Source organism: Streptomyces sp. NPDC053513, from assembly GCF_044544765.1.
Taxonomy (GTDB): domain Bacteria; phylum Actinomycetota; class Actinomycetes; order Streptomycetales; family Streptomycetaceae; genus Streptomyces; species Streptomyces litmocidini.
Genome location: NZ_JBITXP010000016.1, coordinates 63,237 through 86,885, shown reverse-complemented (window position 1 = coordinate 86,885; position 23,649 = coordinate 63,237). Strand labels below are relative to the sequence as shown.

The window sequence follows — 23,649 nt, the reverse complement described above, 5'->3', positions numbered from 1 at the left end:
CCGTAGTGCGACTCAACGACCTCGACGAACGCATCGTCCACGCCCTCGCGGAAGACGCCCGCCGCAGCTACGCCGACATCGGCTCGCTCGTCGGACTCTCCGCGCCCGCCGTGAAGCGGCGTGTGGACCGGCTCCGGGCCGAGGGCGCCATCACCGGCTTCACCGTCCGGGTGGACCCGGCGGCCCTCGGCTGGGAGACCGAGGGCTTCGTCGAGATCTACTGCCGCCACAACACCTCGCCGGAGGACATCCGACGGGGTCTGGAGCGGTACCCCGAGGTGGTGTCCGCGTCGACCGTCACCGGTGACGCGGACGCCGTCGTCCAGGTCTTCGCCTCGGACATGCGCCACTTCGAGCGCGTCCTGGAGCGCATCGCGGGCGAGCCCTTCGTGGAGCGCACCAAGTCCGTCCTGGTGCTCTCGCCGCTGCTGCGGCGCTTCTCCTCGGGCTCACCGGCGTAAGGGCCGCGCGGCCGGGACGGTGCGGGCCGTGGTTCCCGCACCGTCCCTTCGCCCCGCCTACCCCCGTGGGGCGGTCTATTCGGTGGGGTACTCCAGCTGCCAGGGCAGCACCTTGAAGTCGCCCGTTCCGGCCAGCACCTTCTCGAAGGGCGCCGCGCTCAGGCACGGCGGGACCTCCAGGTTCGTCTCGCGCCCGACCCAGCTGTAGCCGAGGCGGTCGTGCTTGCCGTCGTCGTGCACCGAGACCCCGACCCGCTTGTTCCGGAACGCGTCCACGTCGGTCTCGATCACCTTGCCCGTCACCACGGCCACCTTCCCGCCCGTGGTGAGGCAGTCCACCTTCGCCACCGCGTAGCCGCCCTTCCCGTCCTTGTAGTGGCTGAACCGGAAGGTGCCGGTGGCGGCCTGCGGATCCTTGTTGTCCTTCGCCGCCAGATGCGCGTCGAAAGCGAACGTGATGTCGTCCCCGGCCGGCCGGTACAGCTTGGCCGTCCCGGTCAGCGCGGCGGCCTCCCGGACCGGGTGGGTCCCGTGCCCGCCGTCCCCGCCCGAGGCGACGGCCACACCCCCCGCCCCCAGCGTGAGCAGCACGGCGGCGGCTACGGCGACGATCTTCGTACGACGGTTCATCGTGGTCCCTTTCGGCAGGTCGTCCGGCGGTTCTTCCGGACGACCACCACTCTTCCGCCCGGGGCGCGCCCGGACGTCGGGCCGCGGAAGGGTCCTCGTCTCCGCCGCGCGGCGGGGGAGGGGTACGACCCGGGTCGGAGCCGTACGCAACGAATCGACGCGCCGCCCCCTGATCGCGCAACGGTTCGACGGTCGGTCCGCAACGCTGCCGCCTTGTCCCGACGGAGCGCGAAACCGTACCGTTTTTGACGTCTTCCCCCTGTACTCCGACCGTCGAGGATCGCCGATGCCCGCGCTGCGCACCGCCCTGCTCCAGAGCTCCGGTGAGCTCGGTGACGTGGCCGCCAACCTCAAGATCCTCGACGAGGCCGCCGCCCGCGCTGCGGCCGCCGGTGCGGACCTGCTGCTCGCCCCCGAGCTCTTCCTGACCGGCTACGCCATCGGCGCCGACCTCGCGCGCCTGGCCGAGCCGGCCGACGGCCCCTCCGCCCGCGCCGTCGCGGCCGTCGCCGTGCGCCACGGCCTGGCCGTCGGCTACGGCTACCCGGAGCGGGACACCGAGCGGCACGGCGTCCTGTACAACTCCGCGCAGCTCATCGGCGCCGACGGCGTCCCGCTGCTGCAGTACCGCAAGACCCACCTCTTCGGGGACTTCGAGCTGAAGTGGTTCACCCCCGGTGACCGCCCCGTCGTCCAGACGGAGCTCGGCGGACTCACCGTCGGCATGATGATCTGCTACGACGTCGAGTTCCCCGAGAACGTCCGGGCGCACGCGCTGGCCGGCACGGACCTCCTCCTCGTGCCGACCGCGCTCATGCACCCCGCCGAGGTCGTCCCCCTGTCCGTGGTGCCGGTCCGCGCCTTCGAGAACCAGCTCTACCTCGCGTACGCCAACCGGACCGGCCCCGAGGGCGACTTCGAGTTCGTCGGTCTCTCCACCCTGGCCGGCCCCGACGGCACCGCCCGGGCCCGCGCCGGACGCGGCGAGGAGCTCGTGCTCGGCGACGTCGACCCGGCCCTCCTCGCGGCCTCCCGCGCGGAGAACCCCTACCTGCGCGACCGGCGCCCGGGCCTCTACGGCTCCCTCGTCTGAGCCGCCGCCCCACCCCCTCCCCGCCTCACCCTTTTTTCCGTGCAAGGAGTCCGTACCCCATGACGTCCACGGTGCCCACGACCGCCGTCCCGCACAGCGACGGCCAGCCGCCGATCACCATGTTCGGTCCGGACTTCCCGTACGCCTACGACGACTTCCTGGCCCACCCGGCCGGGCTCGGCCAGATACCGGCCACCGAGCACGGCACCGAGGTCGCCGTCATCGGCGGCGGGCTCTCCGGCATCATCGCCGCGTACGAGCTCATGAAGATGGGCCTCAAGCCCGTCGTCTACGAGGCCGACCAGATCGGCGGCCGACTGCGCACCGTCGGCTTCGAGGGCACCGGCACCGAGGGCCTCACCGCCGAGATGGGCGCCATGCGCTTCCCGCCCTCCTCGACCGCGCTCCAGTACTACATCGACCTGGTCGGCCTGGAGACCAAGCCCTTCCCGAACCCGCTGGCCGAGTCGACCCCGTCGACCGTCGTCGACCTCAAGGGCGAGTCGCACTACGCCACCACCGTCGACGACCTCCCCCAGGTCTACCGCGACGTGATGAACGCGTGGAACGCCTGCCTGGACGAGGGCGCCGACTTCTCCGACATGAACCAGGCCATGCGCGAGCGCGACGTCCCGCGCATCCGCGAGATCTGGTCGAAGCTCGTCGAGAAGCTCGACAACCAGACCTTCTACGGCTTCCTCTGCGACTCCGAGGCCTTCAAGTCCTTCCGCCACCGCGAGATCTTCGGCCAGGTCGGCTTCGGCACCGGCGGCTGGGACACCGACTTCCCCAACTCCATCCTGGAGATCCTCCGCGTCGTCTACACCGAGGCCGACGACCACCACCGCGGCATCGTCGGCGGCTCGCAGCAGCTGCCGCTGCGCCTGTGGGAGCGCGAGCCGGAGAAGATCGTCCACTGGGCCCAGGGCACCTCGCTCAGCTCCCTGCACGACGGCACCCCGAAGCCGGCCGTCACCCGGCTGAACCGGACCGCCGGCAACCGGATCACGGTCACCGACGCCTCCGGCGACATCCGCACGTACCAGGCGGCGATCTTCACCGCCCAGTCCTGGATGCTGCTCTCCAAGATCGCCTGCGACGACTCGCTCTTCCCGATCGACCACTGGACGGCGATCGAGCGCACCCACTACATGGAGTCCTCGAAGCTCTTCGTCCCCGTCGACCGGCCCTTCTGGCTGGACAAGGACGAGGAGACCGGCCGGGACGTCATGTCGATGACGCTGACCGACCGGATGACCCGCGGCACCTACCTCCTGGACGAGGGCCCGGACAAGCCGGCCGTCATCTGCCTCTCGTACACCTGGTGCGACGACAGCCTGAAGTGGCTGCCGCTCTCGGCGAACGAGCGGATGGAGGTCATGCTGAAGTCGCTCGGCGAGATCTACCCGAAGGTCGACATCCGGAAGCACATCATCGGCAACCCGGTGACGGTCTCCTGGGAGAACGAGCCCTACTTCATGGGCGCCTTCAAGGCGAACCTGCCGGGCCACTACCGCTACCAGCGCCGTCTGTTCACGCACTTCATGCAGGACCGGCTGCCGGAGGACAAGCGGGGCATCTTCCTCGCCGGCGACGACATCTCCTGGACGGCCGGCTGGGCCGAGGGCGCGGTGCAGACGGCGCTCAACGCGGTCTGGGGCGTGATGCACCACTTCGGCGGCGGCACCGACGCCACCAACCCGGGTCCGGGCGACGTGTACGACGAGATCGCCCCGGTCGAGCTGCCGGAGGACTGAGTCCGTACGGCAGTCAGGGCCCGGCCAGGGGCGTGAGCAGCATCCGCCCCACCAGGCCCACCGACCGGTCGAGGCGTTCGGTGAACTCCTCGGCCAGGTCGGGCAGCCGCCGCAGCTGCCACAGCGAGCGGGCGGCGAGCCAGGCCCCGTCGCGGGCCCGGTCCAGGCTCCAGCAGCCGAGCAGATGCGTGAGCGGGTCCGCGACCTCCAGGAGGTCCGGGCCCGGCATCAGTTCCTCCCGGATGCGCTCCTCCAGGAGGACGAGGATGTCGCCGACCCGGTCGAACTCGTCCTCCAGATCGGCCGGCGCGCACTCCAGGATCCGGCAGGCGTCGACCACCGCGAGCGCCAGGTCGTGGCCGACGTGGGCGTTGATCCCGGCGAGCGCGAACTGCAGCGGCCGCACGCCGGGATGGCGCCGGTAGTGGAAGAGGGGCCGCCAGCAGGCCGGCGCGGGACGCCCGGCGGCGACGGCGTCGACCGCCGCGAGGTAGCGCTCGGCGAACCGCACGTCGAGGGTCGCGGCGGCCCGCCGGTCGGTGAAGGTGCCCGCCTCGATGGCGTGGCCGATCTCCTCGGTGACCGTCAGGTAGACCCGGTTGAAGACGGCGACCCCGTCGGCCGGGTGCCAGGCCGAGCGGAGTGCCCGCATCCGGTCCACCACGGGGTCGACCGCGACGAACTGCCCGATCCGTACTTCCGTCCCCTGGGTCTGCGCCATGGGGGCAGGCTCCCAGCCGCCGGGCCCGGGAGGGAGCTCCTCGGGCCCGGCTTACCCAGAACGGGCGAATCACTCAGTTCTTCGACACGTCGTCCGCGTCCGTCTCGTACGAGCTGGTGCCGGCGTCCAGGAGCGGTTCCTGGGTCTTGAGGTGGGCCGGGGCGAAGGCCCGCAGCACGTGGTAGCCGGTGATGACGACGATCGTGCCGAGCGCGATGCCGCCCAGCTCGAAGGTGTCGGTGAAGTGCAGCTTCACGCCGCCGACGCCGATGATGATGCCGGCGGCGGCCGGGACCAGGTTGAGCGGGTTGCGCAGGTCCACCTCGGCGTTGATCCAGATCTGGGCGCCGAGCAGGCCGATCATGCCGTAGAGGATCACGGTGATGCCGCCGAGGACGCCGCCGGGGATCGCGGCGACGACCGCGCCGAACTTGGGGCAGAGACCGAAGAGGAGTGCGAAGCCGGCGGCGGCCCAGTAGGCGGCGGTCGAGTAGACGCGGGTCGCGGCCATGACGCCGATGTTCTCGGAGTACGTGGTGTTGGGCGGGCCGCCCACGCCGGTGGACAGCATCGACGCGACGCCGTCGGCGGCGATCGCGGTGCCGAGCTTGTCGTCCCGCGAGGCGCCGGTCATCTCGCCGACGGCCTTGACGTGACCGGCGTTCTCGGCGATCAGCGCGATGACGACGGGCAGCGCGACCAGGATCGCGGACCACTCGAAGCCGGGGCCGTGCAGGGTCGGCAGGCCGATCCAGTCGGCCTGGGAGACGCCGGAGAGGTCGAGCCGCCAGTGGTCGGTGACCTGGCCGCTCGCGGACTGCGAGTGGATCTTTCCGAAGACGAGGTCGAAGACCCAGGAGATGCCGTAGCCGAAGATCAGGCCGAGGAAGATCGCGATCCGGGACCAGAAGCCGCGCAGACAGACCACGGCCAGACCGGTGAACAGCATCACGAGCAGGGCCGTCCACTGGTCCTGCGGCCAGTACGTCGACGCCGTGACCGGCGCCAGGTTGAAGCCGATCAGCATGACGACCGCGCCGGTCACGATCGGCGGCATCGCCGCGTGGATGATCCGCGCGCCGAACCTCCGGACGGCGAGACCGGCCAGGAAGAGCACCCCGCCGACGACGAACACCGCGCCGGTGACGGTGGCGCTGGTGCCGCCCGAGGCCCGGATGGCGGCGGCGACGCCGACGAAGGAGAGCGAGCAGCCCAGGTAGGACGGGACGGTGCCGCGGGTCGCGAGCAGGAAGATCGCGGTGGCGACACCGGACATCATGATCGCGAGGTTCGGGTCGAGACCCATGAGCACCGGGGCGACGAACGACGCCCCGAACATGGCGACGACGTGCTGGGCGCCGAGGCCGACCGTACGGGGCCAGGAGAGCCGCTCGTCCGGGCGGACGACGGCTCCCGGAGCGGGTGTTCTCCCGTCGCCGTGCAGGGTCCAGCGCACGCCGAGGTTCATGAGGTCGCTCCCGTTCTCCGGTTCCGGCGGCCGCGTCGGGACCGCAAAAGATCAGCCACATGCTATGCGCCGCCGCCGGACCGGGGCCCGCGAGCCGCCGCGCCCCCGCGCTACCCCACCGGCCCGGCGCTCTTCGCGGGCGCCGGCTTCCCCGAGGCCGCCTCCCGCTCTCCGGCCCCGAGCACGCCCGCGCCGAGCACCAGCCCCAGGGTCAGCAGGGTGACCAGGCCGAAGGAGAAGACCAGGGAGGTCGCGTCGGCGATGCCGCCGATCGCCGAGGGGGCGATGAGACCCGAGGTGTACGTGATGGTGGCGACGCCCGCGATGGCCTGGCTCGGGTTCGGGCCGCTGCGCCCGGCGGCGGCGAAGGCCAGCGGGACGACCACCGCGATCCCGAGCCCGATCAGTCCGAATCCGGCCATCGCGACGGCGGCGTGCGGGGCGAGGACCACCAGGACCCCGCCGAGGGTGGCGACGGCGCCCCCGACCCGTACGGTACGGACCGCCCCGAAGCGGTCCACCACGCGGTCGCCGGCCAGCCGGGCCACCGCCATCGTCAGCGCCAGGGCGGTCGTGGAGGCGGCCGCGAGCCCCGCCGAGCTGCCCAGCTCGTCCCGGAGGTAGACGGCCGACCAGTCGAGGCCGGCGCCCTCGGCGAAGACCCCGCAGAAGCCGATGGCGCCGATGACCAGCGCGGACCTCGGCGGCAGCGAGAAGCGCGGCGGCGGCTTCTCCTCCGGGGTGCTGCGCACGTCGAGCACGCCCTGGCAGAGGACCAGGCCGAGCGCGGTGAGCACGAGGGCGGCGACCAGGTGGTGCAGCCGGGCGTCGCCGCCGAGGTGGGCGGCGACCGTGCCGGCGGCGGAGCCGAGCAGGGCGCCGACGCTCCACATGCCGTGCAGGCCCGACATGATGGACCTGCCGAGCCGGTTCTCGGTCTCGACGCCGAGCGCGTTCATCGCCACGTCGGACATGCCGGCGGTCGCCCCGTACACGAGGAGCGCCCCGCACAGCCCCCAGACGTTCGGGGCCAGCGAGGGCAGCGTGAGCGAGAGGGTCCACAGGGCGAGCAGCCCGCGCAGCGCCGTGCGGGCGCCGAAGCGGTGGGAGACGGCCCCGGCGAGGGGCATCGCGAGGGAGGCGCCGAGCGCGGGGAAGGCGAGCGCGAGCCCGAGCTGTCCGGCGCTCACGCCCGCGTGCTCCTGGATCCAGGGGATCCGGGTCGCGAAGCTGCCGGTGACCGCGCCGTGGACGCAGAAGACGGCGGCGACGGCGAAGCGCGCCCGCCGGAGGCGATCGGTGCTGGTGACGGTCTCCGCCGCCATGGGCCCTCCCTGGGGTCGTGGTGTGCCGTGGTGCGTCGCGGTGCCTCGCGGTACGTCGCGGTGCGTCGCGTAAACTATCAGGAACCCTGCCTGATAAATAGGCCGCGGAGGCGGGTGCCCCTTCCCGCGCGTCTGAGAGGATCACCGCATGGCCGCATCCCCGAGCACCGCGCGAGCCATCAACGACCGGTCCGCCCTGCGACTGCTCCAGGACGAAGGCCCGTTGACGGCCACTCAGCTCAAGACGCTCACCGGACTCTCCCGCCCGACCGTCGCCGACCTCGTCGAGCGGCTCCAGGGCTCGGGTCTCGTCCACGTCGTCGGCGAGGCGGGGGCCGAGCGCCGCGGTCCCAACGCCAAGCTGTACGGGATCGTCGCCGACCGCGCCCACCTCGCCGCCCTGGACGTCCGCACCCGCTCGGTCTCCGTCACCGTCGCCGACCTCCTCGGCACCACGCTCGCCGAGGCCTCCGTCCCCGTCGGCGACGACAGCGGCACGGAACCCGCCGTCGAGAAGGCGGTCGCGCTCCTGGAGCGGGCCGTGCGGGAGGCGGGCGCCGACCGCCTGCACAGCGTCGCCGTCGGCGCCCCCGGGCTCATCGACCCCGCCACCGGCGAACTGCGCGACTCCTCGGGGCTGCCCGCCTGGCACCGCCGGCTCGTCGGCGTCCTCCAGGAACGGCTGCCCGCCCACGTCCTCGTCGAGAACGAGACCAACCTCGCCGCCGTCGCCGAGCTCCGCGAGGGCGCGGCCCGCGACCGCGAGGACTTCGTCCTGCTCTGGCTCGGCCAGGGCGTCGGCGCCGCCGTCGTCCTCGACGGCCGGCTGCGCCGGGGAGCCTCCGGCGGCGCGGGGGAGATCGGCTTCCTGCCCGTCCCCGGCACCTCCGGGCTCCCCTCGGCCACCGGCTGCGACGGCGGCTTCCACGAGCTGGCCTGCGCGGCGGCCGTCGGGGCCCTCGCCGCCGCCCACGGGCTCGACCCGTCCGACGCGCTCGGAGCGGGCCACGGACCCTTCCTCGACGCCCTGGCCCGCCGCCTCGCCGTCGGCGTGGCCGCCGTCGTCTCCGTCCTGGACCCCGGCTGCGTGGTCCTCGCCGGAGAGACCGGCCACGCGGGCGGCGCGGAGCTCGCCGCGCGCGTGGAGGCGGAACTCGTGGGGCTCTCCCCGCTCCGCACGGAGGTCCGTCCGACCGCCCTCGGCGACGCGGCGGTCCTCCGCGGCGCCCTCCTCCGAGCCCGGGACGCGGCCCAGGACGAGCTGTTCCCGTGACCCCCTGCTTCCCGTGGCCCCCTGCTCCCGTGCCCCCGGCCGGGAACGTGAACGCGACCGCGCCGCGCCCCGGACAGGGGAGCGCGGCGCGGTGGGCCCGGCGGCGGCAAGGGCCGTGAGGTTCCGCCGCCGGGGGTCAGGGGAGGGGGTGCGTCAGCAGGCGCCCAGGTCCTTCCAGACGCCCCAGTCGCCGGTCGTGCCCGGCTCCTCGTTCTGGGTCCACCACTGGGCCTTCCACTTGTGGCCCTTGTGGGAGACCTCGTTGCCCGCGTTGTAGACCGTGCCGGCCACGTACGCCGGAGCGGTGCAGCCCGTGGTGGGCGGCGTCGTCGGAGGCGTGGTCGGGGGAGTCGTCGGCGGGGTGGTGGGCGGCGTGGTCGGGGGCGTGGTCGGCGGGGTGGTGGTGCCCGGCTCCACGACCGTCGTGCCGCGCGCCAGGTCGCCGGCGAGGGCGTACGTCGTGCCGTTGATGTTCACCGTCCAGTTGGAGGGGGTGGACACCGGCAGGTAGTAGTTGAAGGCCAGGTCGATCGTCGCGCCCGGCGCCAGCGACTGCCAGGCCGGGAGCTTCAGGGAGACCCGGTGGAAGTCGCCCTTCAGGCCGCCCACGTTGGAGCCCGTGTGGTCGCTGCTGACGACCTTCGTGCCGAAGCCGGACTGGTCGGAGGCGTTGGCCGGCGCCGAGGTGCCGTAGTCGAACTGGAACTCCGTGCCGCCCGGCAGCGTCGTCGCCGTGTTGTTGGTGATCTTGATCTTCGGCGTGATCGGGTAGTTCGAGTCGCCCAGCTTGAAGTCGGTGAACTGGGTGTCGATCTTCACGGCCTGCGTCGGCAGTGCCTTGTTCGACTTCTTCGCGCCGTACGGGGCGGCCGCCTTGAACTTGTCGTACATCAGCGAGGTGAGCGTGGAGCCCATCTCGTACTGTCCCTTGGCCGCGTTCCAGGCGTAGTCGCCGGCCATCTCCCAGACCATGGTGCCGCCGATGCCGCGGTCGACCACGTAGTCGGCCTTCGCGGCCACGGACTGCTCGTCCTCGGTGGAGAGGAAGACCTTCTTCTGCGCGTTCCACAGCCACGGCGCGACCAGGGTCGCGTCGTACTTGCGGGCGTAGGTCCCGGTCAGCGTGGTGTTCGCCGGGAAGCCGTACCGGGTGACGTAGTCGCCGACGATCCCCTTCTCCAGGTTCTTGGCGTGCCACATCGGGTTGGAGCCGGCGGGCGACTCGGCGCCGTTGGTGTCCTTGTCGTGCCAGAGGTTGTCGATGCCGGTGGCGCCGTCGCCGCACTTGGTCAGGCCGGCCCCGGCCGGGCAGGTGGTCGCGGCGGCCTTGCCCCACAGGCCGTCGGTGCCGCCCTGCACGTTCTTGTGGCCGCGGGTGTAGTAGGGCAGGCCGATGTTGATGCGGCCGGCCGGCATGGAGCCGCGGAAGTAGTGGTACGCCCAGTCGGTGTTGAGGTAGCCGATGGAGCCGTACTGCGAGGAGCCGTAGACGTTGGCCGCGGCGAGCTCGCCGTCCTTGCCGTCGTCGAAGAGCGAGGCGTTGGGGCCGACGTACTCGTTCCAGGCGCCGTGCAGGTCGTAGGACATGATGTTGACGTAGTCCAGGTACTTCTGCATCTGGAACGTCTCCATGCCCCGCAGCAGGTAGCCGGAGGAGGGGGCGGCGACGGTCAGCAGGTAGTGCTTCCCGTCGGCGGCGCCGGCCGTGTCCAGCTTCTCGCGCAGGGACTTCATGAGGGCCGCGTAGCCCTGCACGAGCCCGGCGCGACGCCCGTTGGCGAGCTGCCAGTCCAGCGGATTGCCGGCGTCCTTCATGGTGGTCGGGTACTCGTAGTCGATGTCGACGCCGTTGAACCCGTACTTCCGGATGAAGTCGACGGCCGAGGCGGCGAAGGTGTCGATCCCGGCCTGGTTGACCGAACCGTCGGCGTTGGTGGCCATCGAGTAGAAGCCGCCCGAGTTCACCCGGTCGCCGTTGTCCGCGAAGTAGCCGCCGGTCTCCGCCCAGCCGCCGACCGAGATCAGCGTCTTGACGTTCGGGTGCTGCTTCTTGAACTTGTTGAGCAGGTTGAAGTGGCCCTTGTAGGGGTACGCCGGGTCCATCTCGGCGCCGGCGACACCGGGCCAGGTCATCCCGGTGGCGGCGTTCTCCGGGCCGTCCGTGCCCACGGAGAGCCTGTTGTCGCCGCCGATGTGGCCGAAGGCGTAGTTGATGTGGGTGATCTTGTCCCACGGGATGTCCTTGGCCAGGTACGCGGGCTGGCCGTTCTTGCCGGTGCGCCAGCCGGTGAAGTAGCCGATGACCCGGCGCTGGTGGTCCGCGCCCATCTTCTCGCGGCCCTCGGTGTCGTAGACCGAGCAGTAGGGGACGTCGACGCCGGGCGTCTTGTAGAGCCCGTCGGGGCGACAGGACTCGTTGTCGGCGGCGTACGAGACGCCGCCGGAGAGCGAGCTGAGCAGCAGCCCGGCGACGGCCGCGCCGGACGCGAGCAGCGAGGCTCTCCTGGTCGTGGGGGACAGCACGATCGGTTCCTCCTGGGGCGGGGGAAAACACGCAACGAACAAGGGGGTGGTACGTGTTGGGCCCGTGGAGTGCGCACGCCGACGGGCCGTTACCTCGGAGGTGACACGGAGATTAAGAGGACTAGACCAGTGCGTCAATAGGTCTGGACCATAGGAGGGTTCTGTGGGAGCCTGTGAGCCAGCCCACAGGGTTTCGGCCATATCGACCTCGACAGGTCGTGGCACACTGGCCCTGTATCAGCAGCAGCGCACTCCGGGGTCGGTGTAATTCCGAACCGGCGGTATAGTCCGCGACCCGTCCGCAAGCCAGCGGCCGGTTGACCAGGTGAGATTCCTGGACCGACGGTGAAAGTCCGGATGGGAGGCAGTGCGCGGCGGGCGACCCCTCACCGGGGGCGTGCCGGCCGTACGTCCGCTGGTCGCCGCTTTCCGTCGGCGTACCCGCAGACCTCCGGCCGTACCGGCACACCCCGTGCGAAGCGTCGTACCCGCTCTCTGTCGTCATCGACAGGCCCCGGAGTCCGTGCCCGAAGAGGCAGGAGGACCCGGTGGCCCAGCAGGCCGACATCACCGCCATGCGACGCGCCGTCGCGCTCGCCGCACGCGGTCTCGGCGCCACCAGCCCCAACCCGGTCGTCGGGTGCGTCATCACCGACGCCTCCGGCCACCAGGTCGGCGAAGGCTTCCACCAGCGCGCCGGCGGCCCCCACGCCGAGGTCCACGCCCTGCGCGCGGCCGGCGTCCTGGCCCGCGGCGGCACCGCGTACGTCACCCTCGAACCCTGCGACCACACCGGCCGCACCGGCCCCTGCTCCCAGGCCCTGATCGAGGCCGGGATCAGCCGGGTCGTGTACGCGGTCGGCGACCCGAACCCGCAGGCCACGGGCGGTGCCGACACCCTCCGCGCCGCCGGGGTCGAGGTCGAGCAGGGCCTCCTGGAGGCCGAGGCCGAGGCCGGCAACATCGCCTGGCTCACCTCCGTGCGCCACGGCCGCCCCTTCGTCCGCTGGAAGTACGCCGCCACCCTCGACGGCCGGATCGCCGCCGCCGACGGCACCTCCCGCTGGATCAGCTCCGCCGAGTCCCGCGCCGACGTCCACCGGCTGCGCGCCGAGGCCGACGCCGTCCTGGTCGGCGGCGGGACGCTGCGCACGGACGACCCGCACCTCGCCGTCCGCGGAATCGAGAACGCCACCCAGCCGCTGCGGGTCGCCCTCGACACCCGCGCCGAGCTCCCGCCCACCGCCCGGATCCTCGACGACGCCGCGCCCACCCTGCTGGTCGTCGGCGAGGACGCCGACACCCGGCACCTGCCCGACGCCGAACTGCTCCGGCTGCCCCTGCACGACGGCCGCGTCGACGTGCACGAGCTGCTCACCCGGCTGTACGAGCGCGGCATCCGCTCCGTCCTCCTCGAAGGCGGCCCCACCCTGGCGGGCGCCTTCGTCGCCGGGGGAGCCGTCGACCAGGTCGTCGGCTACCTCGCCCCGGTCCTGCTCGGCGCGGGCCCCGCCGCCCTCGCCGACTCCGGAATCTCCACCCTCACCGAAGCGTTGCGGCTCGACGTCACCGAGACCGCGCGCATCGGATCCGACCTCCGCATCACCGCCACCCTCAAGGGAGCCTGACCGTGTTCACCGGAATCGTCGAAGAACTGGGCGAGGTCGTCGCCGTCGAGCAGCTGGAGGACGCCTCCCGCTTCCGACTCCGCGGCCCCCTGGTCACGGAAGGCGCCCAGCACGGCGACTCCATCGCCGTCAACGGTGTCTGTCTCACGGTCGTCGAGTTCGGCGACGGGGAGTTCACCGCCGACGTCATGGCCGAGACCCTCAAGCGGTCCAGCCTCGGCGCCCTCGAAGTCGGCTCCCGGGTCAACCTGGAGCGGCCCATGGCCGTCGGCGGCCGCCTCGGCGGCCACATCGTCCAGGGCCACGTCGACGGCACCGGCACCATCCTGGAGCGGACCCCGTCCGAGCACTGGGAACTGGTCAGGGTCGGCCTGCCCGCCCACCTCTCCCGGTACGTCGTCGAGAAGGGCTCGATCACGGTCGACGGCGTCAGCCTCACCGTCGTCGAGGTCGCCGACGACTGGTTCACCATCAGCCTCATCCCGACCACCCTCGACCTGACCACGCTCGGCATCAAGCGCTCCGGCGACCCGGTCAACCTCGAAGTGGACGTCATCGCCAAGTACGTCGAGCGGCTGCTCGGCACCGACGCCAAGGAGAACGAGAAGTGAACTGGCTCAACTCCGAGGCGTTCACCGTCCTCGACCAGAAGATCATCTGGTCCGACATGATCGGCAACATCTTCGGACTCGCCGCCCTCGCCCTCGGATGGCGCCGCTCCGTCTGGACCTGGCCCGTGCAGTTCCTGGCCGGCCTCATCCTCTTCGGCGCCTTCTTCGGCCACCTCGCGGGCAGCGCCGGCAAGCAGGTCGTCGTCATGCTCGTGGCCCTCTACGGCTGGTGGCAGTGGCAGCGCCGCAAGGGAGAGGGGGCGGACGGCCAGATCGCCGTGCGCTTCGCCACCTGGGCCGAGCGCGCCGCCATGCTCGCCGCGGCCGCCGTCGGCACCGTCGCCGTGGCCCTGCTCTTCGAGGCCTTCCCGAACCTGTCCTGGGACCCGTGGCCCGACGCGTACATCTTCGTGGGCACCATCGTGGCCATGTACGCCCAGGCCCGGGGCATGGTCGAGTTCTGGTTCGCCTGGCTGCTTGTCGACCTGGTCGGCGTCCCGCTGAACTTCGCCAACGGCTACGCCTTCTCCGGCTTCGTCTACGTCATCTACGGCGCGCTCGTCCTGTGGGGCATGCGCGACTGGTGGCTGCGCTCCCGCACCACCACCGCCCTGGAAGGAGCCCACGCGTGAACGCCCATTCCCTCTGGGACGCCACCGACCTGGCCCTCGACCCGGTCGAGCAGGCCGTCCGCGACATCGCCGCCGGCCGCCCCGTCGTCGTCGTCGACGACGAGGACCGCGAGAACGAGGGCGACCTCGTCATCGCCGCCGAGAAGGCCACCCCCGAGATCGTCGCCTTCATGATGAGCGAGTGCCGCGGCCTGATCTGCGCCCCCATGGAGGACGAGGAGCTGCGGCGCCTCGAACTCCCGCAGATGGTCGAGCACAACACCGAGTCGATGCGCACGGCCTTCACCGTCTCCGTGGACGCGTCCCCCGCCCACGGCGTCACTACCGGCATCTCCGCCGCCGACCGCGCCACCACCCTGCGGATGCTGGCCTCCGGCCGCCACGAGCCCGGCGACTTCGTCCGTCCCGGCCACATCTTCCCGCTGCGCGCCAAGCCCGGCGGCGTCCTCGCCCGCAACGGACACACCGAGGCCGCCGTCGACCTCGCCCGCCTCGCGGGCCTCCGCCCGGCCGGCGCGATCGTCGAGATCGCCGGCGAGGACGGCGTGATGCTCCGCCTGCCCGAACTGATCCCCTTCGCCCGCAAGCACGGCCTGACGATCATCTCCATCGAGGACCTGATCGCCTACCGCCGCTCCGCCGAGCCGACCGTCCGCCGCGAGGCCGAGGTCCAGCTCCCCACCGCGCACGGCGAGTTCACCGCGTACGGCTACCGCTCCACCGTCGACGGCGTCGAGCACGTCGCCCTCGTCCACGGCGAGATCGGCGACGGCGAGGACGTCCTCGTCCGGGTCCACTCCGAGTGCCTGACCGGCGACATCTTCCAGTCGCAGCGCTGCGACTGCGGCCCCCAGCTGCAGGCCTCCATGGAGCGGATCACCGAGGCCGGCCGTGGCGTCGTCGTCTACCTGCGCGGCCACGAGGGCCGCGGCATCGGCCTGCTGTCCAAGCTGCGCGCGTACGAGCTCCAGGAACGCGGCCGCGACACCCTCGACGCCAACCTGGAGCTCGGACTGCCCGCCGACGCCCGCGACTACGCGGCCGGCGCGCAGATCCTCGGGGACCTCGGCGTCCGCAGCCTGCGCCTGCTGACCAACAACCCCGACAAGGTCGACGCCCTCACCCGGCACGGCCTCCGGGTCGAGGGCCGGGAGCCCATGCCGGTCCAGGCCGGCGAGCACAACCTCCGCTACCTGCGCACCAAGCGGGACCGGATGGGCCACGACCTGCCCTGGCTGGACGGCTCCCCGGCCTCCACCTGCGGCAACCAGTAACGACCACCCACCACGTACGTACGGAACGGCTAGGAGAGACATGAGCGGCAAGGGCGCACCCGTCCTCAGCGTGAAGAACTGCGGCGACCTCCGGGTCGCGGTCATCGCGGCGCAGTGGCACGAGAAGATCATGGACGGTCTCGTCGACGGCGCCCTGCGCGCCCTCGGCGAGCTCGGCATCGACGAGCCGACGCTGCTGCGCGTCCCCGGCAGCTTCGAGCTCCCGGTCGTGGCGAAGGTCCTCGCCGGACGCGGCTACGATGCCATCGTGGCGCTCGGCGTCGTCATCCGCGGCGGAACGCCGCACTTCGAGTACGTGTGCCAGGGCGTCACCCACGGCCTCACCCAGGTCTCGATCGACACCGGCGTGCCCGTCGGATTCGGTGTCCTCACCGTCGACAACGAGGAGCAGGCGCTCGACCGGGCCGGCCTCGAAGGATCCTCCGAGGACAAGGGCCACGAAGCGGTCACCGCCGCCGTCGCCACGGCCACCACCCTGCGGACGGTCAGCGAGCCCTGGCGCTAGTGACGCGACCCTCACCCCGTACTCTTAGGACCATCATGGCGAACGGAACCCGTAAAAGCTTCGAAGAGCTCTTCGTCGAGCTCAAGCTCAAGGCAGAGACCGGCGACCCGGCCACCTCCCGCACCGCGGAGCTGGTGGACAAGGGCGTCCATGCCATCGGCAAGAAGGTCGTCGAGGAGGCCGCCGAGGTCTGGATGGCCGCCGAGTACGAGGGCAAGGAAGCGGCCGCCGAGGAGATCTCGCAGCTGCTGTACCACGTCCAGGTGATGATGGTCGCCCGCGGGATCTCGCTCGACGACGTCTACGCCCACCTCTGAGCACGACCCGAAAAAGCCTCACACCCTCCCCAGAACTCCCAGGCAAAGGAAGCTCACCCCATGCTGCGCATCGCCGTCCCCAACAAGGGTTCCCTCTCCGGACCTGCGTCGGCAATGCTCCATGAGGCGGGCTACCGCCAGCGCAAGGAGTCCAAGGAGCTCGTCGTCATCGACCCCGACAACGAGGTCGAGTTCTTCTACCTGCGGCCGAAGGACATCGCGATCTACGTCGCCTCCGGGAAGCTGGACATCGGCATCACCGGCCGCGACCTGCTCCTGGACTCCGGAGCCAGCGCCGAGGAGATCCTCGCGCTGAACTTCGGCCGCTCCACCTTCCGCTACGCCACCCGCCCGGGCACCGCGAACGGCCCCGAGGACTTCGGCGGCATGACGATCGCCACCTCCTACGAGGGCATCGTCGCCAAGCACCTCGCCGACCAGGGCATCGACGCCTCCGTCGTCCACCTGGACGGCGCCGTCGAGACCGCGATCCAGCTGGGCGTCGCCCAGGTCATCGCGGACGTCGTGGAGACCGGCACCAGCCTGCGCAACGCGGGCCTGGAGGTCATCGGCGAGCCGATCCTGACCTCCGAGGCCGTCGTCGTCCGCCGCCACGGCGCCTCGGACGACCACCCGCAGGTGCAGCAGTTCATGCGCCGCCTCCAGGGCGTCCTGGTCGCCCGCTCGTACGTGATGATGGACTACGACTGCCGGGCCGAGCACCTGGAGCAGGCCGTCGCCCTCACCCCGGGCCTGGAGTCGCCGACCGTCTCCCCGCTGCACAACGAGGGCTGGGTCGCCGTCCGCGCGATGGTCCCCGCCAAGGAGGCGCAGCGGATCATGGACGACCTGTACGAGATCGGCGCCCGCGCCATCCTCACCACCGCCATCCACGCCTGCCGCCTCTGACGGCCGCCGGGCCCGCACGCCCACCAGGCCTCTGACGGCCGGGCCCGCGCCCACCAGGACCGCACGCCCACCAGGCACCTTCAGGCACCACCGAGGAACCCCCGATGTCCCAGACCGCACCGCCCGCCCTCCCGGTCACCTTCCGTCCCGGGCGCACCCGGGCCGTCCTGCTGACCATGAGCGTCGCGATCTTCGTGGTCATCACCGCCGTCGCGATGATGCTGGAGCGGCTGGGACCGGGGGAGCGCGCCAGCTTCGTGTTCACCGCCCTGCTGCTGTCCGGGGTCCTCGTCCTGCTCAGCCGCCCCAAGGTCGTCGCCGACGACGAGGGCGTCACGGTCGTCAACATCGTCAGGAGCCGGCGCCTCGCCTGGGCGGAGATCCTCAAGGTCAACCTCCGCCCCGGCGACCCCTGGGTCTTCCTCGACCTCAGCGACGGCACCAGCCTCCCGGCGCTCGGCATCCAGCCCGGCATCGCCAAGGAAGCGGCCATCCGCGACGCCCGCGCCCTGCGGCTCCTCGCGGACAGCCACGGGACGGGCTCGGAAACCTCCTGAGACCCCGAGTCGGACCGGGGCGAACCCCGGTCCGTCCCCCATCCGGGGCCGACCCCCTGCCCCTCGGGGCGTTCACGTGACTACTCTGGAGACGGTGGTGCCGAGCGGCACCACCGTCTCGCGTGTGCAGGGCCGCTGCCGCGGCCCGCGAGACCACCCTTCGACCCGAGGAGTGACTCCCTCCAGCAATGGACGGATCGTCCGGTAGTACATGCGCCGCCCCCTCCCTGGAGGCGGCGGCATGATCATCTCCCTTCTGCTGCTCTTCGCGGCCTTCGTCCTGATCCTCGCCAACGGCTTCTTCGTGGCCGCCGAGTTCGGCCTCGTGACCGTCGAGCGCGCCGAGGCCGAGCGGGCGGCGGCCGACGGCGACCGGCGTGCCCGCACCGTCGTCACGGCGCTGCGCGAGCTGTCCTTCCAGCTCTCCGGCACCCAGCTCGGCATCACGATCACCTCGCTGGTCGTCGGCATGCTCGCCGAGCCCGCGCTCGCCGGGCTGCTGCACGGGCCGCTCACCGCGACCGGACTGCCCGAAGGGGCCGTCTCCGGCATCTCGGTGGTGTTCGGCATGCTGCTCGCCTCCGCTGTCCAGATGGTGGTCGGCGAGCTCGTCCCGAAGAACTGGGCGGTCTCCCGGCCGCTCCAGGTCGCCCGCTTCGTCGCCACCCCGCAGCGCCGCTTCTCGGCGCTGTTCCGGCCGGTGATCTCCCTGCTCAACCGGGTCGCCAACCGGCTGGTCCGGCTCCTGGGCGTCGAGCCCACCGAGGAGCTGGACTCGGTCCGCACCCCCGGCGAGCTCGTCTCGCTGGCCCGGCACTCCGCCCAGGCCGGCGCGCTCGAACAGAACACCGCCGACCTCTTCGTACGGACCCTGACCCTCGGCGGCCTCACCGCCGAACAGGTCATGACACCGCGCGTGAAGGTCAGCGCCCTCCAGTGGGACGCCACCGCGGCCGACGTCGTCAACCTCACCCGGGCCACCGGCCTCTCGCGCTTCCCGGTCTACCGCGACCGCATCGACGAGATCGTCGGCATGGTCCACCTCAAGGACGCGCTCGCCGTCGCCCCGCACGCCCGCCTGCGCACCCCCGTCGGACGGATCGCGGTCCCGCCGCTCCTCGTCCCCGAGACGCTGCCCGCCCAGACGCTCCTGGAGCGGCTGCGCCGGGAGCAGCCGATCGCGGTGGTCGTCGACGAGTACGGCGGCACGGCCGGCGTCGTCACCCTGGAGGACATCGTGGAGGAGCTCGTCGGCGAGGTCCGCGACGAGCACGACACCGCCGCCGACGGGCGGCCCGAGCTGGCCGCGGCGCCCGCCGAGGACGGCCGCCCCGCGTGGGAGGCCGACGGCTCCTGCCGGGTCCACACCCTGCGCCGGATAGGCCTCGACGTGCCCGACGGGCCGTACGAGACCGTCGCCGGGCTCGTCGCCGACCTCCTCGGGCGCATTCCGGCCCCCGGGGACCGGGCAGAGCTGCCCGGCTGGCGGCTCTCGGTGCGCCAGGTCGACCGCTACCGCGCCGAGCGGGTCCGGATCGTCCGCACGGCCCCCGACCCGGACCTGACCGGGACACCGGCCTCCGGTTCGGACCTGGTGGGGGCCTCGGCCTCCGGCCCGAGCACGGCCGGGGCACCGGCCTCCGGTTCGGAGCCGGTCGGGGCCTCGGCCTCAGGGCCGGGCTCCGGGCCGGGCTCCGGGCCGGGCGCGGCGGGCGTCGCCCCGGTGCCCGTTCCGGCGGAGGCGGGCCGATGAGCACCCTGCAACTCCTCTTCGCCGTCCTCCTGGTCCTCGCCAACGGCTTCTTCGTCGGGGCCGAGTTCGCCCTCGTCTCCGTCCGGCGCAGCCAGATCGAGCCGCTCGGCGGCGCCAGGGCCAAGCAGGTCCTGCACGGCCTGGAGAACCTGCCGCAGATGATGGCCGCCGCCCAGTTCGGCATCACCGTCTGCTCCCTGACGCTCGGCGCCGTCGCCGAGCCGACCGTCGCCCGGCTCCTCGAACCGGTCTTCCACGTGGCCGGCGTCCCGGAGGGGCTGATCCACCCGCTCGGCTACGTCATCGCCCTCGCCGCGGTCGTCTTCCTCCACCTCGTCATCGGCGAGATGGTCCCGAAGAACCTGGCGATGGCGGACCCCGAGCGCACCGCCCTCTGGCTCGCCCCCGGCCTCGTCGGCTTCGCCCGGCTGTGCCGGCCGGTCACGGCCGCGCTCGGGGCCTGCGCCCGGCTGGTCCTGCGGGCGTTCAAGGTCGAGCCGAAGGACGAGGTGGAGGCGGTCTTCACCAGCGCCCAGCTCGGCCGCCTCGTGGAGGACGCGGGCCAGGCGGGGCTGCTCGACCCGGTCGAGCAGGAGCGCCTGGAGGACGCCCTCGAACTGGGCAGCCGCCCGGTGACGGACGTCCTCATCGCCCCCGCCTCCCTCGTCACGGTCCCGCCGTCGGTCACCCCGCGCGAGATCGAGGAGCTGACCGTACGGACCGGGTACTCCCGCTTCCCGGTCCGCGCCGAGGGCCGGACGACCTTCATGGGCTTCGTGCACGTGAAGGACGTCCTGGACCTGGAGGAGCGGGAGCGGGCGGTGCCGCAGCGGCTGTGGCGCCCGATGGCGACGCTCCGCGCGGAGCTGCCGCTCGACGACGCCCTCACCGTGATGCGCCGTGCCGCCACCCATCTGGCGCAGGTCGCGGACGGCTCGGGCCGGGTCCTCGGCCTGGTCGCCCTGGAGGACGTCCTGGAGATGCTGGTGGGCGAGGTCCGCGACCCCGCGCACCGCGTCCAGCCGGCCCCGGCACAGCGTGTCCAGCCGGCCCCGGCGCGCACGGCCCGGTGACCCGGGATCCGGGAGCCGGCGACCGGTGATCCGGGGCCCCTGTGACCTGGGGGCCCGGTGACCCAGGGCTCCGGTGCCCCTGGGCTCCGGTGATCCGTGGCCCCCTAGTACCCCGGCGGCTCCTGCTGCGGGCCGCGGTCGACCGGACCGCGGCCCGACAGGACCTCGCCGTACGCCTGCATGAGGTCGGCGAGCCGGAGGGTGGCGAGGTCCTCCCTGCCCGGGGTCCCCGGGTATCCGGAGAGCCGCAGGTCCCGGTAGGCGCAGGACTTCTCGTACAGGGTGCGCAGGAAGCGGCCGTTGCCGAGCTCGTCGATCCAGCCCTGGTCGACGACGTGCCCGCTGATCGAGCGGAGCTCGTCGAGCGCCTCCTCGTCCCAGCAGTCCCCGTTGGCCGCCGCGAGGACCTCGCCGATGGCGGTGAGTTCCAGCGGACGGTACGAGGGGAAGTCGACGCGGGTGGTGAACCGGGAGGACAGGCCGGGGTTGGTGCTGAGCAGCCGGTCCATGCCCTCGGGGTAGCCGGCCAGGATGACCACGAGGTGGTCGCGGTTGTCCTCGGCCCGCTTCAGGAGCACCTGGAGGGCCTCGTCCCCGTAGGCGTCGCCCTTGCTGTAGCCGGTGTTGGAGAGCGCGTAGGCCTCGTCGACGAACAGCACCCCGCCGACCGCCGAGTCGATCAGCTCGTTGGCCTTGACCGCCGTCTGGCCCAGGAACTCGCCGACCATGTCGGCCCGTTGGGCCTCCACGAGATGGTCGCCGCCGAGCAGCCCGAGGGCGTAGAACACCCGGCCGAGGATCCGGGCGACCGTGGTCTTCCCGGTGCCCGAGGGGCCGGAGAAGACGAAGTGGCGCTTGGGCGGCTGGACCGGAAGGCCCTGCCCGGCCCGGAGCCGTGCCATCTCCAGCTGGGCCGAGAGCGCTTTGACCTGGCGCTTGACCGGTTCGAGCCCGACCATGCCCTCCAGTTCGGCGAGCGCCTCCGCGAGGAGCGCCGGATCGGTGGGCCCGGCCGGGAAGCGCGGCGGCGCGGGCTGCCCGGGCAGCGGGGCCTTCTGCCGTACGGTCTCCGGCGGTACGACGGGGGCGGCCGGCGGCACCGGTTCGGGCGCGAGCCGCAGCCCGTCGCCGAGACCGCCGGCCTCGGGATCGGTGCCCGGCACGGTGTCCACCGCGTCCTGCCCGAGGCCCCCGCCGAGGGTGCCCATCGCGACCGTGGCGAGCCCGGCCGGGTCGTCCACCCCGTCGTAGCCCTCGAAGCCGTCGTACTCGGCGATCGCCGCGAGCCGGGCGGCCGTGTCCATGAACGCCGGGTCGATCCGGTGCACGGCCCGGTAGAGGGGCAGCGCGGCGGCGCTGCGCCCGGTGCCCTCGTGGGCGCGGGCGAGCCAGTAGCGCAGCTCCTTGCGCTGCGGCTGCTCGCTGCGGCACCGCATCAGCGAGGCCGACAGGAGCGGCTCGGCCTGGCTGTACATCTCCAGGCGCACCCGGGCCATGCCGCCGAAGAGCCCGGCCTCGATGCCGAGCAGCGGGTCGTCGACGAGGGGCTCGGTGTGCCGGACGAGCTGGTCCCAGTCCTTCACGAGATAGGCGCGGCAGGCGTGCAGGAAACGCACCTGCGGGTCGGTGTCGACCGGCGGGAGGCCCGCGAGGGCCCGGTCGAGCTCCGGCACATGGCGGCCGTCGAGCCAGTGGGAGGCGTGCGCGAGCAGCAGGTCGCGGGGGCTCTCCAGGACCGGTTGCACCCACCAGCCCAGCCAGTACCAGGAGTTGAGGGTGCGCCGGTACCGGGTCCGCTGCTCGCCGAAGCGCTCGCGGTTGCGGTACATGCGCAGCAGCGCGGTCGTGGTGTCGACCCGGAGCGCGTGCAGCCCGAGCCAGGCGTCCGCCATCCCGGGGTCGATCCGTACCGCCGTCCGGAACTCGTCCTCCGCCTGCGGATACGCGCCCATCGTGTAGGCGTCGACTCCGCGCAGCCAGGCGAGCTCGGCCGGGGCCTGCGAGCCCTGCGTGCCGATGTCCATCGGGTCCCCCACAACCGTCATCGCATGGACGGGATTTGACCGCACCTGGGGGCATCGTACCTGCGCAGGGGGTGCGCGCTTAAGGAGAAGCGCATGATCCGGAAGCGGTGACCCTGGGTGAGCGTCAGGGGGCGCGAAGGGGGTGGAAGGGGGCTCGGAGGGGGCTCGAAGAGGGCTTCCGAGGGCAGAACGAAGCCCCCGATCACGGGGGAACAACCGGGGGCTTCGTGTCCGCGGCGGCTCCGAAAAGCCGCACATTCAGAACGTAAGACCTGTACGCCCCCTCGGTCAAGCGAAGTTGAGGGACTTGCGGAGGCGGGCCTCCACCCCCTCAGATCACGGACGGGAAGCCGTCACCGTGCGTGATGATCTGGTGCGCGCCCGCTGTCACGGCCGGCCCTGGAAGCCAGTCGTACCCCTCCCGGCACTCCCGTACCAGGGTGTCGGCGAAGGGCCGCGAGGGGTCCTCGGCGAAATGGCGAGTCTCCGCCACGGTCCAGCCGTCCCAGAAGGAGGCCTGCTCCGAACCGTCGCGCCGCCGCCCGCGCGCCCAGGAGTCCTCGGCGGCGCGCTCCATCCACAGCAGCCACGCCAGGAACGGCCGCACCACCCGCCGGCCGGCGCCGACGCCCTCGACGAGGACCACCGGGGCCGGGGGCAGCGCCCGCGCCTCCCCGAAGCGCCGCAGCCGCCAGTCGTACGGGCGGTAGCAGGCGGTCTCGCCCCGGGAGAGCGGCTCCAGGACCTGCTCCCGCAGCCGGCCGGTCCACGCGAAGAGCTCCTCGTGGGTGGCGAGGTCGTCGAGGTGGAGGACGGGGGCGTCGCCGAGGGCGGCGGACAGCCGGGCCGCCAGGGTGGACTTGCCGGAGCCCGCGTGGCCGTCGACCGCCACCAGCCGGACCGGTCCGCAGGAGGGCGGCAGCCGGAGCAGCGCGCGGGCCGCGCGGTCGAGGTCGTTCATGGCCCCAGCGTAGGGGAGCGGGGGACCGTCGCAGGTCAGCGAGGTGCCGCCGCCAGTGGTGAAGACCAATATTGGTGCGGCGACGCGAGCCGAAGTGCTGGCGGAGGCCCCCGCCGGCCGGGATAGTGGGCCC

21 protein-coding genes and 1 riboswitch are annotated in these 23,649 nt (G+C 72.4%); of the genes, 14 read left to right on the top strand and 7 right to left on the bottom strand.

Annotation, left to right across the window (positions count from 1 at the left end):
• The first annotated feature begins 5 nt into the window (after positions 1-5).
• On the top strand, positions 6-461 hold the full coding sequence (locus tag ACIGW4_RS25575; protein WP_030691274.1) for an Lrp/AsnC family transcriptional regulator: 456 nt from the start codon (positions 6-8) through the stop codon (positions 459-461).
• Positions 462-536: 75 nt separating this feature from the next.
• On the opposite strand, the gene ACIGW4_RS25570 is transcribed toward ACIGW4_RS25575, so the two are convergent.
• On the bottom strand, positions 537-1,091 hold the full coding sequence (locus tag ACIGW4_RS25570) for a Repetin (RefSeq protein ID WP_359590886.1): 555 nt from the start codon (positions 1,089-1,091) through the stop codon (positions 537-539).
• Between the two features lie 286 nt (positions 1,092-1,377).
• On the opposite strand from ACIGW4_RS25570, the gene ACIGW4_RS25565 reads away from it, so the two are divergent.
• A complete protein-coding gene (locus tag ACIGW4_RS25565; RefSeq protein WP_123450302.1) occupies positions 1,378-2,184 on the top strand; it encodes a carbon-nitrogen hydrolase family protein in 807 nt (268 codons plus the stop codon).
• A gap of 59 nt (positions 2,185-2,243) precedes the next feature.
• Complete coding sequence (locus ACIGW4_RS25560; protein WP_398712923.1) at positions 2,244-3,941, top strand: flavin monoamine oxidase family protein; 1,698 nt, start codon at positions 2,244-2,246, stop codon at positions 3,939-3,941.
• Between the two features lie 13 nt (positions 3,942-3,954).
• Here the strand turns inward: ACIGW4_RS25560 and ACIGW4_RS25555 are convergent, their stop codons facing one another.
• From ACIGW4_RS25555 to ACIGW4_RS25545, 3 genes are all read right to left on the bottom strand, one after another.
• Positions 3,955-4,662: a DUF5995 family protein gene (locus ACIGW4_RS25555; protein ID WP_399583016.1), complete on the bottom strand. Its 708-nt coding sequence runs from the start codon at positions 4,660-4,662 to the stop codon at positions 3,955-3,957.
• A 73-nt stretch (positions 4,663-4,735) separates the two neighbouring features.
• Entirely contained in the window at positions 4,736-6,130 is a 1,395-nt protein-coding gene (locus ACIGW4_RS25550) for a uracil-xanthine permease family protein (protein ID WP_399583014.1), read from the bottom strand.
• Between the two features lie 110 nt (positions 6,131-6,240).
• Positions 6,241-7,455: an MFS transporter gene (locus ACIGW4_RS25545; protein WP_123450294.1), complete on the bottom strand. Its 1,215-nt coding sequence runs from the start codon at positions 7,453-7,455 to the stop codon at positions 6,241-6,243.
• Between the two features lie 148 nt (positions 7,456-7,603).
• On the opposite strand from ACIGW4_RS25545, the gene ACIGW4_RS25540 reads away from it, so the two are divergent.
• Positions 7,604-8,728, top strand: coding sequence for an ROK family transcriptional regulator (locus ACIGW4_RS25540; RefSeq protein WP_123450292.1), 1,125 nt, complete (start codon positions 7,604-7,606; stop codon positions 8,726-8,728).
• A gap of 153 nt (positions 8,729-8,881) precedes the next feature.
• Here the strand turns inward: ACIGW4_RS25540 and ACIGW4_RS25535 are convergent, their stop codons facing one another.
• Positions 8,882-11,251: a chitinase C-terminal domain-containing protein gene (locus tag ACIGW4_RS25535; RefSeq protein WP_399583012.1), complete on the bottom strand. Its 2,370-nt coding sequence runs from the start codon at positions 11,249-11,251 to the stop codon at positions 8,882-8,884.
• Between the two features lie 244 nt (positions 11,252-11,495).
• Positions 11,496-11,626: riboswitch (FMN riboswitch) on the top strand.
• A 173-nt stretch (positions 11,627-11,799) separates the two neighbouring features.
• Here ACIGW4_RS25535 and ribD point away from each other — a divergent pair.
• The 10 genes from ribD to ACIGW4_RS25485 all read left to right on the top strand — a co-directional run bounded on the left by ribD (position 11,800) and on the right by ACIGW4_RS25485 (position 20,531).
• Entirely contained in the window at positions 11,800-12,879 is a 1,080-nt protein-coding gene (ribD, locus tag ACIGW4_RS25530; protein ID WP_123450289.1) for a bifunctional diaminohydroxyphosphoribosylaminopyrimidine deaminase/5-amino-6-(5-phosphoribosylamino)uracil reductase RibD, read from the top strand.
• 2 nt (positions 12,880-12,881) lie between these two features.
• The gene (locus tag ACIGW4_RS25525; protein WP_123450287.1) at positions 12,882-13,490 is read left to right on the top strand and encodes a riboflavin synthase; all 609 of its coding nucleotides are present in this window, start codon (positions 12,882-12,884) and stop codon (positions 13,488-13,490) included.
• Positions 13,487-14,122 (top strand): nicotinamide riboside transporter PnuC, encoded by a 636-nt coding sequence (gene pnuC, locus ACIGW4_RS25520; RefSeq protein WP_359590891.1) that lies wholly within the window; start codon positions 13,487-13,489, stop codon positions 14,120-14,122. Before ACIGW4_RS25525 ends, pnuC begins: the two co-directional genes overlap by 4 nt.
• Complete coding sequence (locus ACIGW4_RS25515; protein WP_123450282.1) at positions 14,119-15,396, top strand: bifunctional 3,4-dihydroxy-2-butanone-4-phosphate synthase/GTP cyclohydrolase II; 1,278 nt, start codon at positions 14,119-14,121, stop codon at positions 15,394-15,396. The genes pnuC and ACIGW4_RS25515 overlap by 4 nt, the downstream gene beginning before the upstream one ends.
• A gap of 40 nt (positions 15,397-15,436) precedes the next feature.
• Entirely contained in the window at positions 15,437-15,922 is a 486-nt protein-coding gene (gene ribH, locus ACIGW4_RS25510; protein WP_053643767.1) for a 6,7-dimethyl-8-ribityllumazine synthase, read from the top strand.
• A gap of 35 nt (positions 15,923-15,957) precedes the next feature.
• Entirely contained in the window at positions 15,958-16,239 is a 282-nt protein-coding gene (locus ACIGW4_RS25505; protein ID WP_399583008.1) for a phosphoribosyl-ATP diphosphatase, read from the top strand.
• 60 nt (positions 16,240-16,299) lie between these two features.
• Positions 16,300-17,148 (top strand): ATP phosphoribosyltransferase, encoded by an 849-nt coding sequence (gene hisG / locus ACIGW4_RS25500; protein WP_123450278.1) that lies wholly within the window; start codon positions 16,300-16,302, stop codon positions 17,146-17,148.
• A gap of 104 nt (positions 17,149-17,252) precedes the next feature.
• On the top strand, positions 17,253-17,705 hold the full coding sequence (locus ACIGW4_RS25495; RefSeq protein WP_398712934.1) for a PH domain-containing protein: 453 nt from the start codon (positions 17,253-17,255) through the stop codon (positions 17,703-17,705).
• 241 nt (positions 17,706-17,946) lie between these two features.
• Complete coding sequence (locus ACIGW4_RS25490; RefSeq protein WP_399583005.1) at positions 17,947-19,458, top strand: hemolysin family protein; 1,512 nt, start codon at positions 17,947-17,949, stop codon at positions 19,456-19,458.
• Positions 19,455-20,531: a hemolysin family protein gene (locus ACIGW4_RS25485; protein WP_399583003.1), complete on the top strand. Its 1,077-nt coding sequence runs from the start codon at positions 19,455-19,457 to the stop codon at positions 20,529-20,531. Before ACIGW4_RS25490 ends, ACIGW4_RS25485 begins: the two co-directional genes overlap by 4 nt.
• A 104-nt stretch (positions 20,532-20,635) precedes the next feature.
• On the opposite strand, the gene ACIGW4_RS25480 is transcribed toward ACIGW4_RS25485, so the two are convergent.
• A complete protein-coding gene (locus tag ACIGW4_RS25480; RefSeq protein ID WP_399583053.1) occupies positions 20,636-22,555 on the bottom strand; it encodes an AAA family ATPase in 1,920 nt (639 codons plus the stop codon).
• Positions 22,556-22,886: 331 nt separating this feature from the next.
• Positions 22,887-23,516 carry a uridine kinase gene (locus tag ACIGW4_RS25475; RefSeq protein ID WP_123450270.1) on the bottom strand — a complete coding sequence of 210 codons (630 nt, stop codon included), beginning with the start codon at positions 23,514-23,516 and terminating at the stop codon, positions 22,887-22,889.
• Positions 23,517-23,649: the final 133 nt, after the last annotated feature.

Excerpts from the sequence above, each read along its gene's own strand:
- ACIGW4_RS25570 (WP_359590886.1), bottom strand. The coding sequence starts at position 1,091 with ATGAACCGTCGTACGAAGATCGTCGCCGTAGCCGCCGCCGTGCTGCTC.
- ACIGW4_RS25565 (WP_123450302.1), top strand. The coding sequence starts at position 1,378 with ATGCCCGCGCTGCGCACCGCCCTGCTCCAGAGCTCCGGTGAGCTCGGT.
- ACIGW4_RS25560 (WP_398712923.1), top strand. The coding sequence starts at position 2,244 with ATGACGTCCACGGTGCCCACGACCGCCGTCCCGCACAGCGACGGCCAG.
- ACIGW4_RS25555 (WP_399583016.1), bottom strand. The coding sequence starts at position 4,662 with ATGGCGCAGACCCAGGGGACGGAAGTACGGATCGGGCAGTTCGTCGCG.
- ACIGW4_RS25550 (WP_399583014.1), bottom strand. The coding sequence starts at position 6,130 with ATGAACCTCGGCGTGCGCTGGACCCTGCACGGCGACGGGAGAACACCC.
- ACIGW4_RS25545 (WP_123450294.1), bottom strand. The coding sequence starts at position 7,455 with ATGGCGGCGGAGACCGTCACCAGCACCGATCGCCTCCGGCGGGCGCGC.
- ACIGW4_RS25540 (WP_123450292.1), top strand. The coding sequence starts at position 7,604 with ATGGCCGCATCCCCGAGCACCGCGCGAGCCATCAACGACCGGTCCGCC.
- ribH (WP_053643767.1), top strand. The coding sequence starts at position 15,437 with ATGAGCGGCAAGGGCGCACCCGTCCTCAGCGTGAAGAACTGCGGCGAC.
- ACIGW4_RS25505 (WP_399583008.1), top strand. The coding sequence starts at position 15,958 with ATGGCGAACGGAACCCGTAAAAGCTTCGAAGAGCTCTTCGTCGAGCTC.
- hisG (WP_123450278.1), top strand. The coding sequence starts at position 16,300 with ATGCTGCGCATCGCCGTCCCCAACAAGGGTTCCCTCTCCGGACCTGCG.
- ACIGW4_RS25495 (WP_398712934.1), top strand. The coding sequence starts at position 17,253 with ATGTCCCAGACCGCACCGCCCGCCCTCCCGGTCACCTTCCGTCCCGGG.
- ACIGW4_RS25490 (WP_399583005.1), top strand. The coding sequence starts at position 17,947 with ATGATCATCTCCCTTCTGCTGCTCTTCGCGGCCTTCGTCCTGATCCTC.
- ACIGW4_RS25485 (WP_399583003.1), top strand. The coding sequence starts at position 19,455 with ATGAGCACCCTGCAACTCCTCTTCGCCGTCCTCCTGGTCCTCGCCAAC.
- ACIGW4_RS25480 (WP_399583053.1), bottom strand. The coding sequence starts at position 22,555 with ATGGACATCGGCACGCAGGGCTCGCAGGCCCCGGCCGAGCTCGCCTGG.
- ACIGW4_RS25475 (WP_123450270.1), bottom strand. The coding sequence starts at position 23,516 with ATGAACGACCTCGACCGCGCGGCCCGCGCGCTGCTCCGGCTGCCGCCC.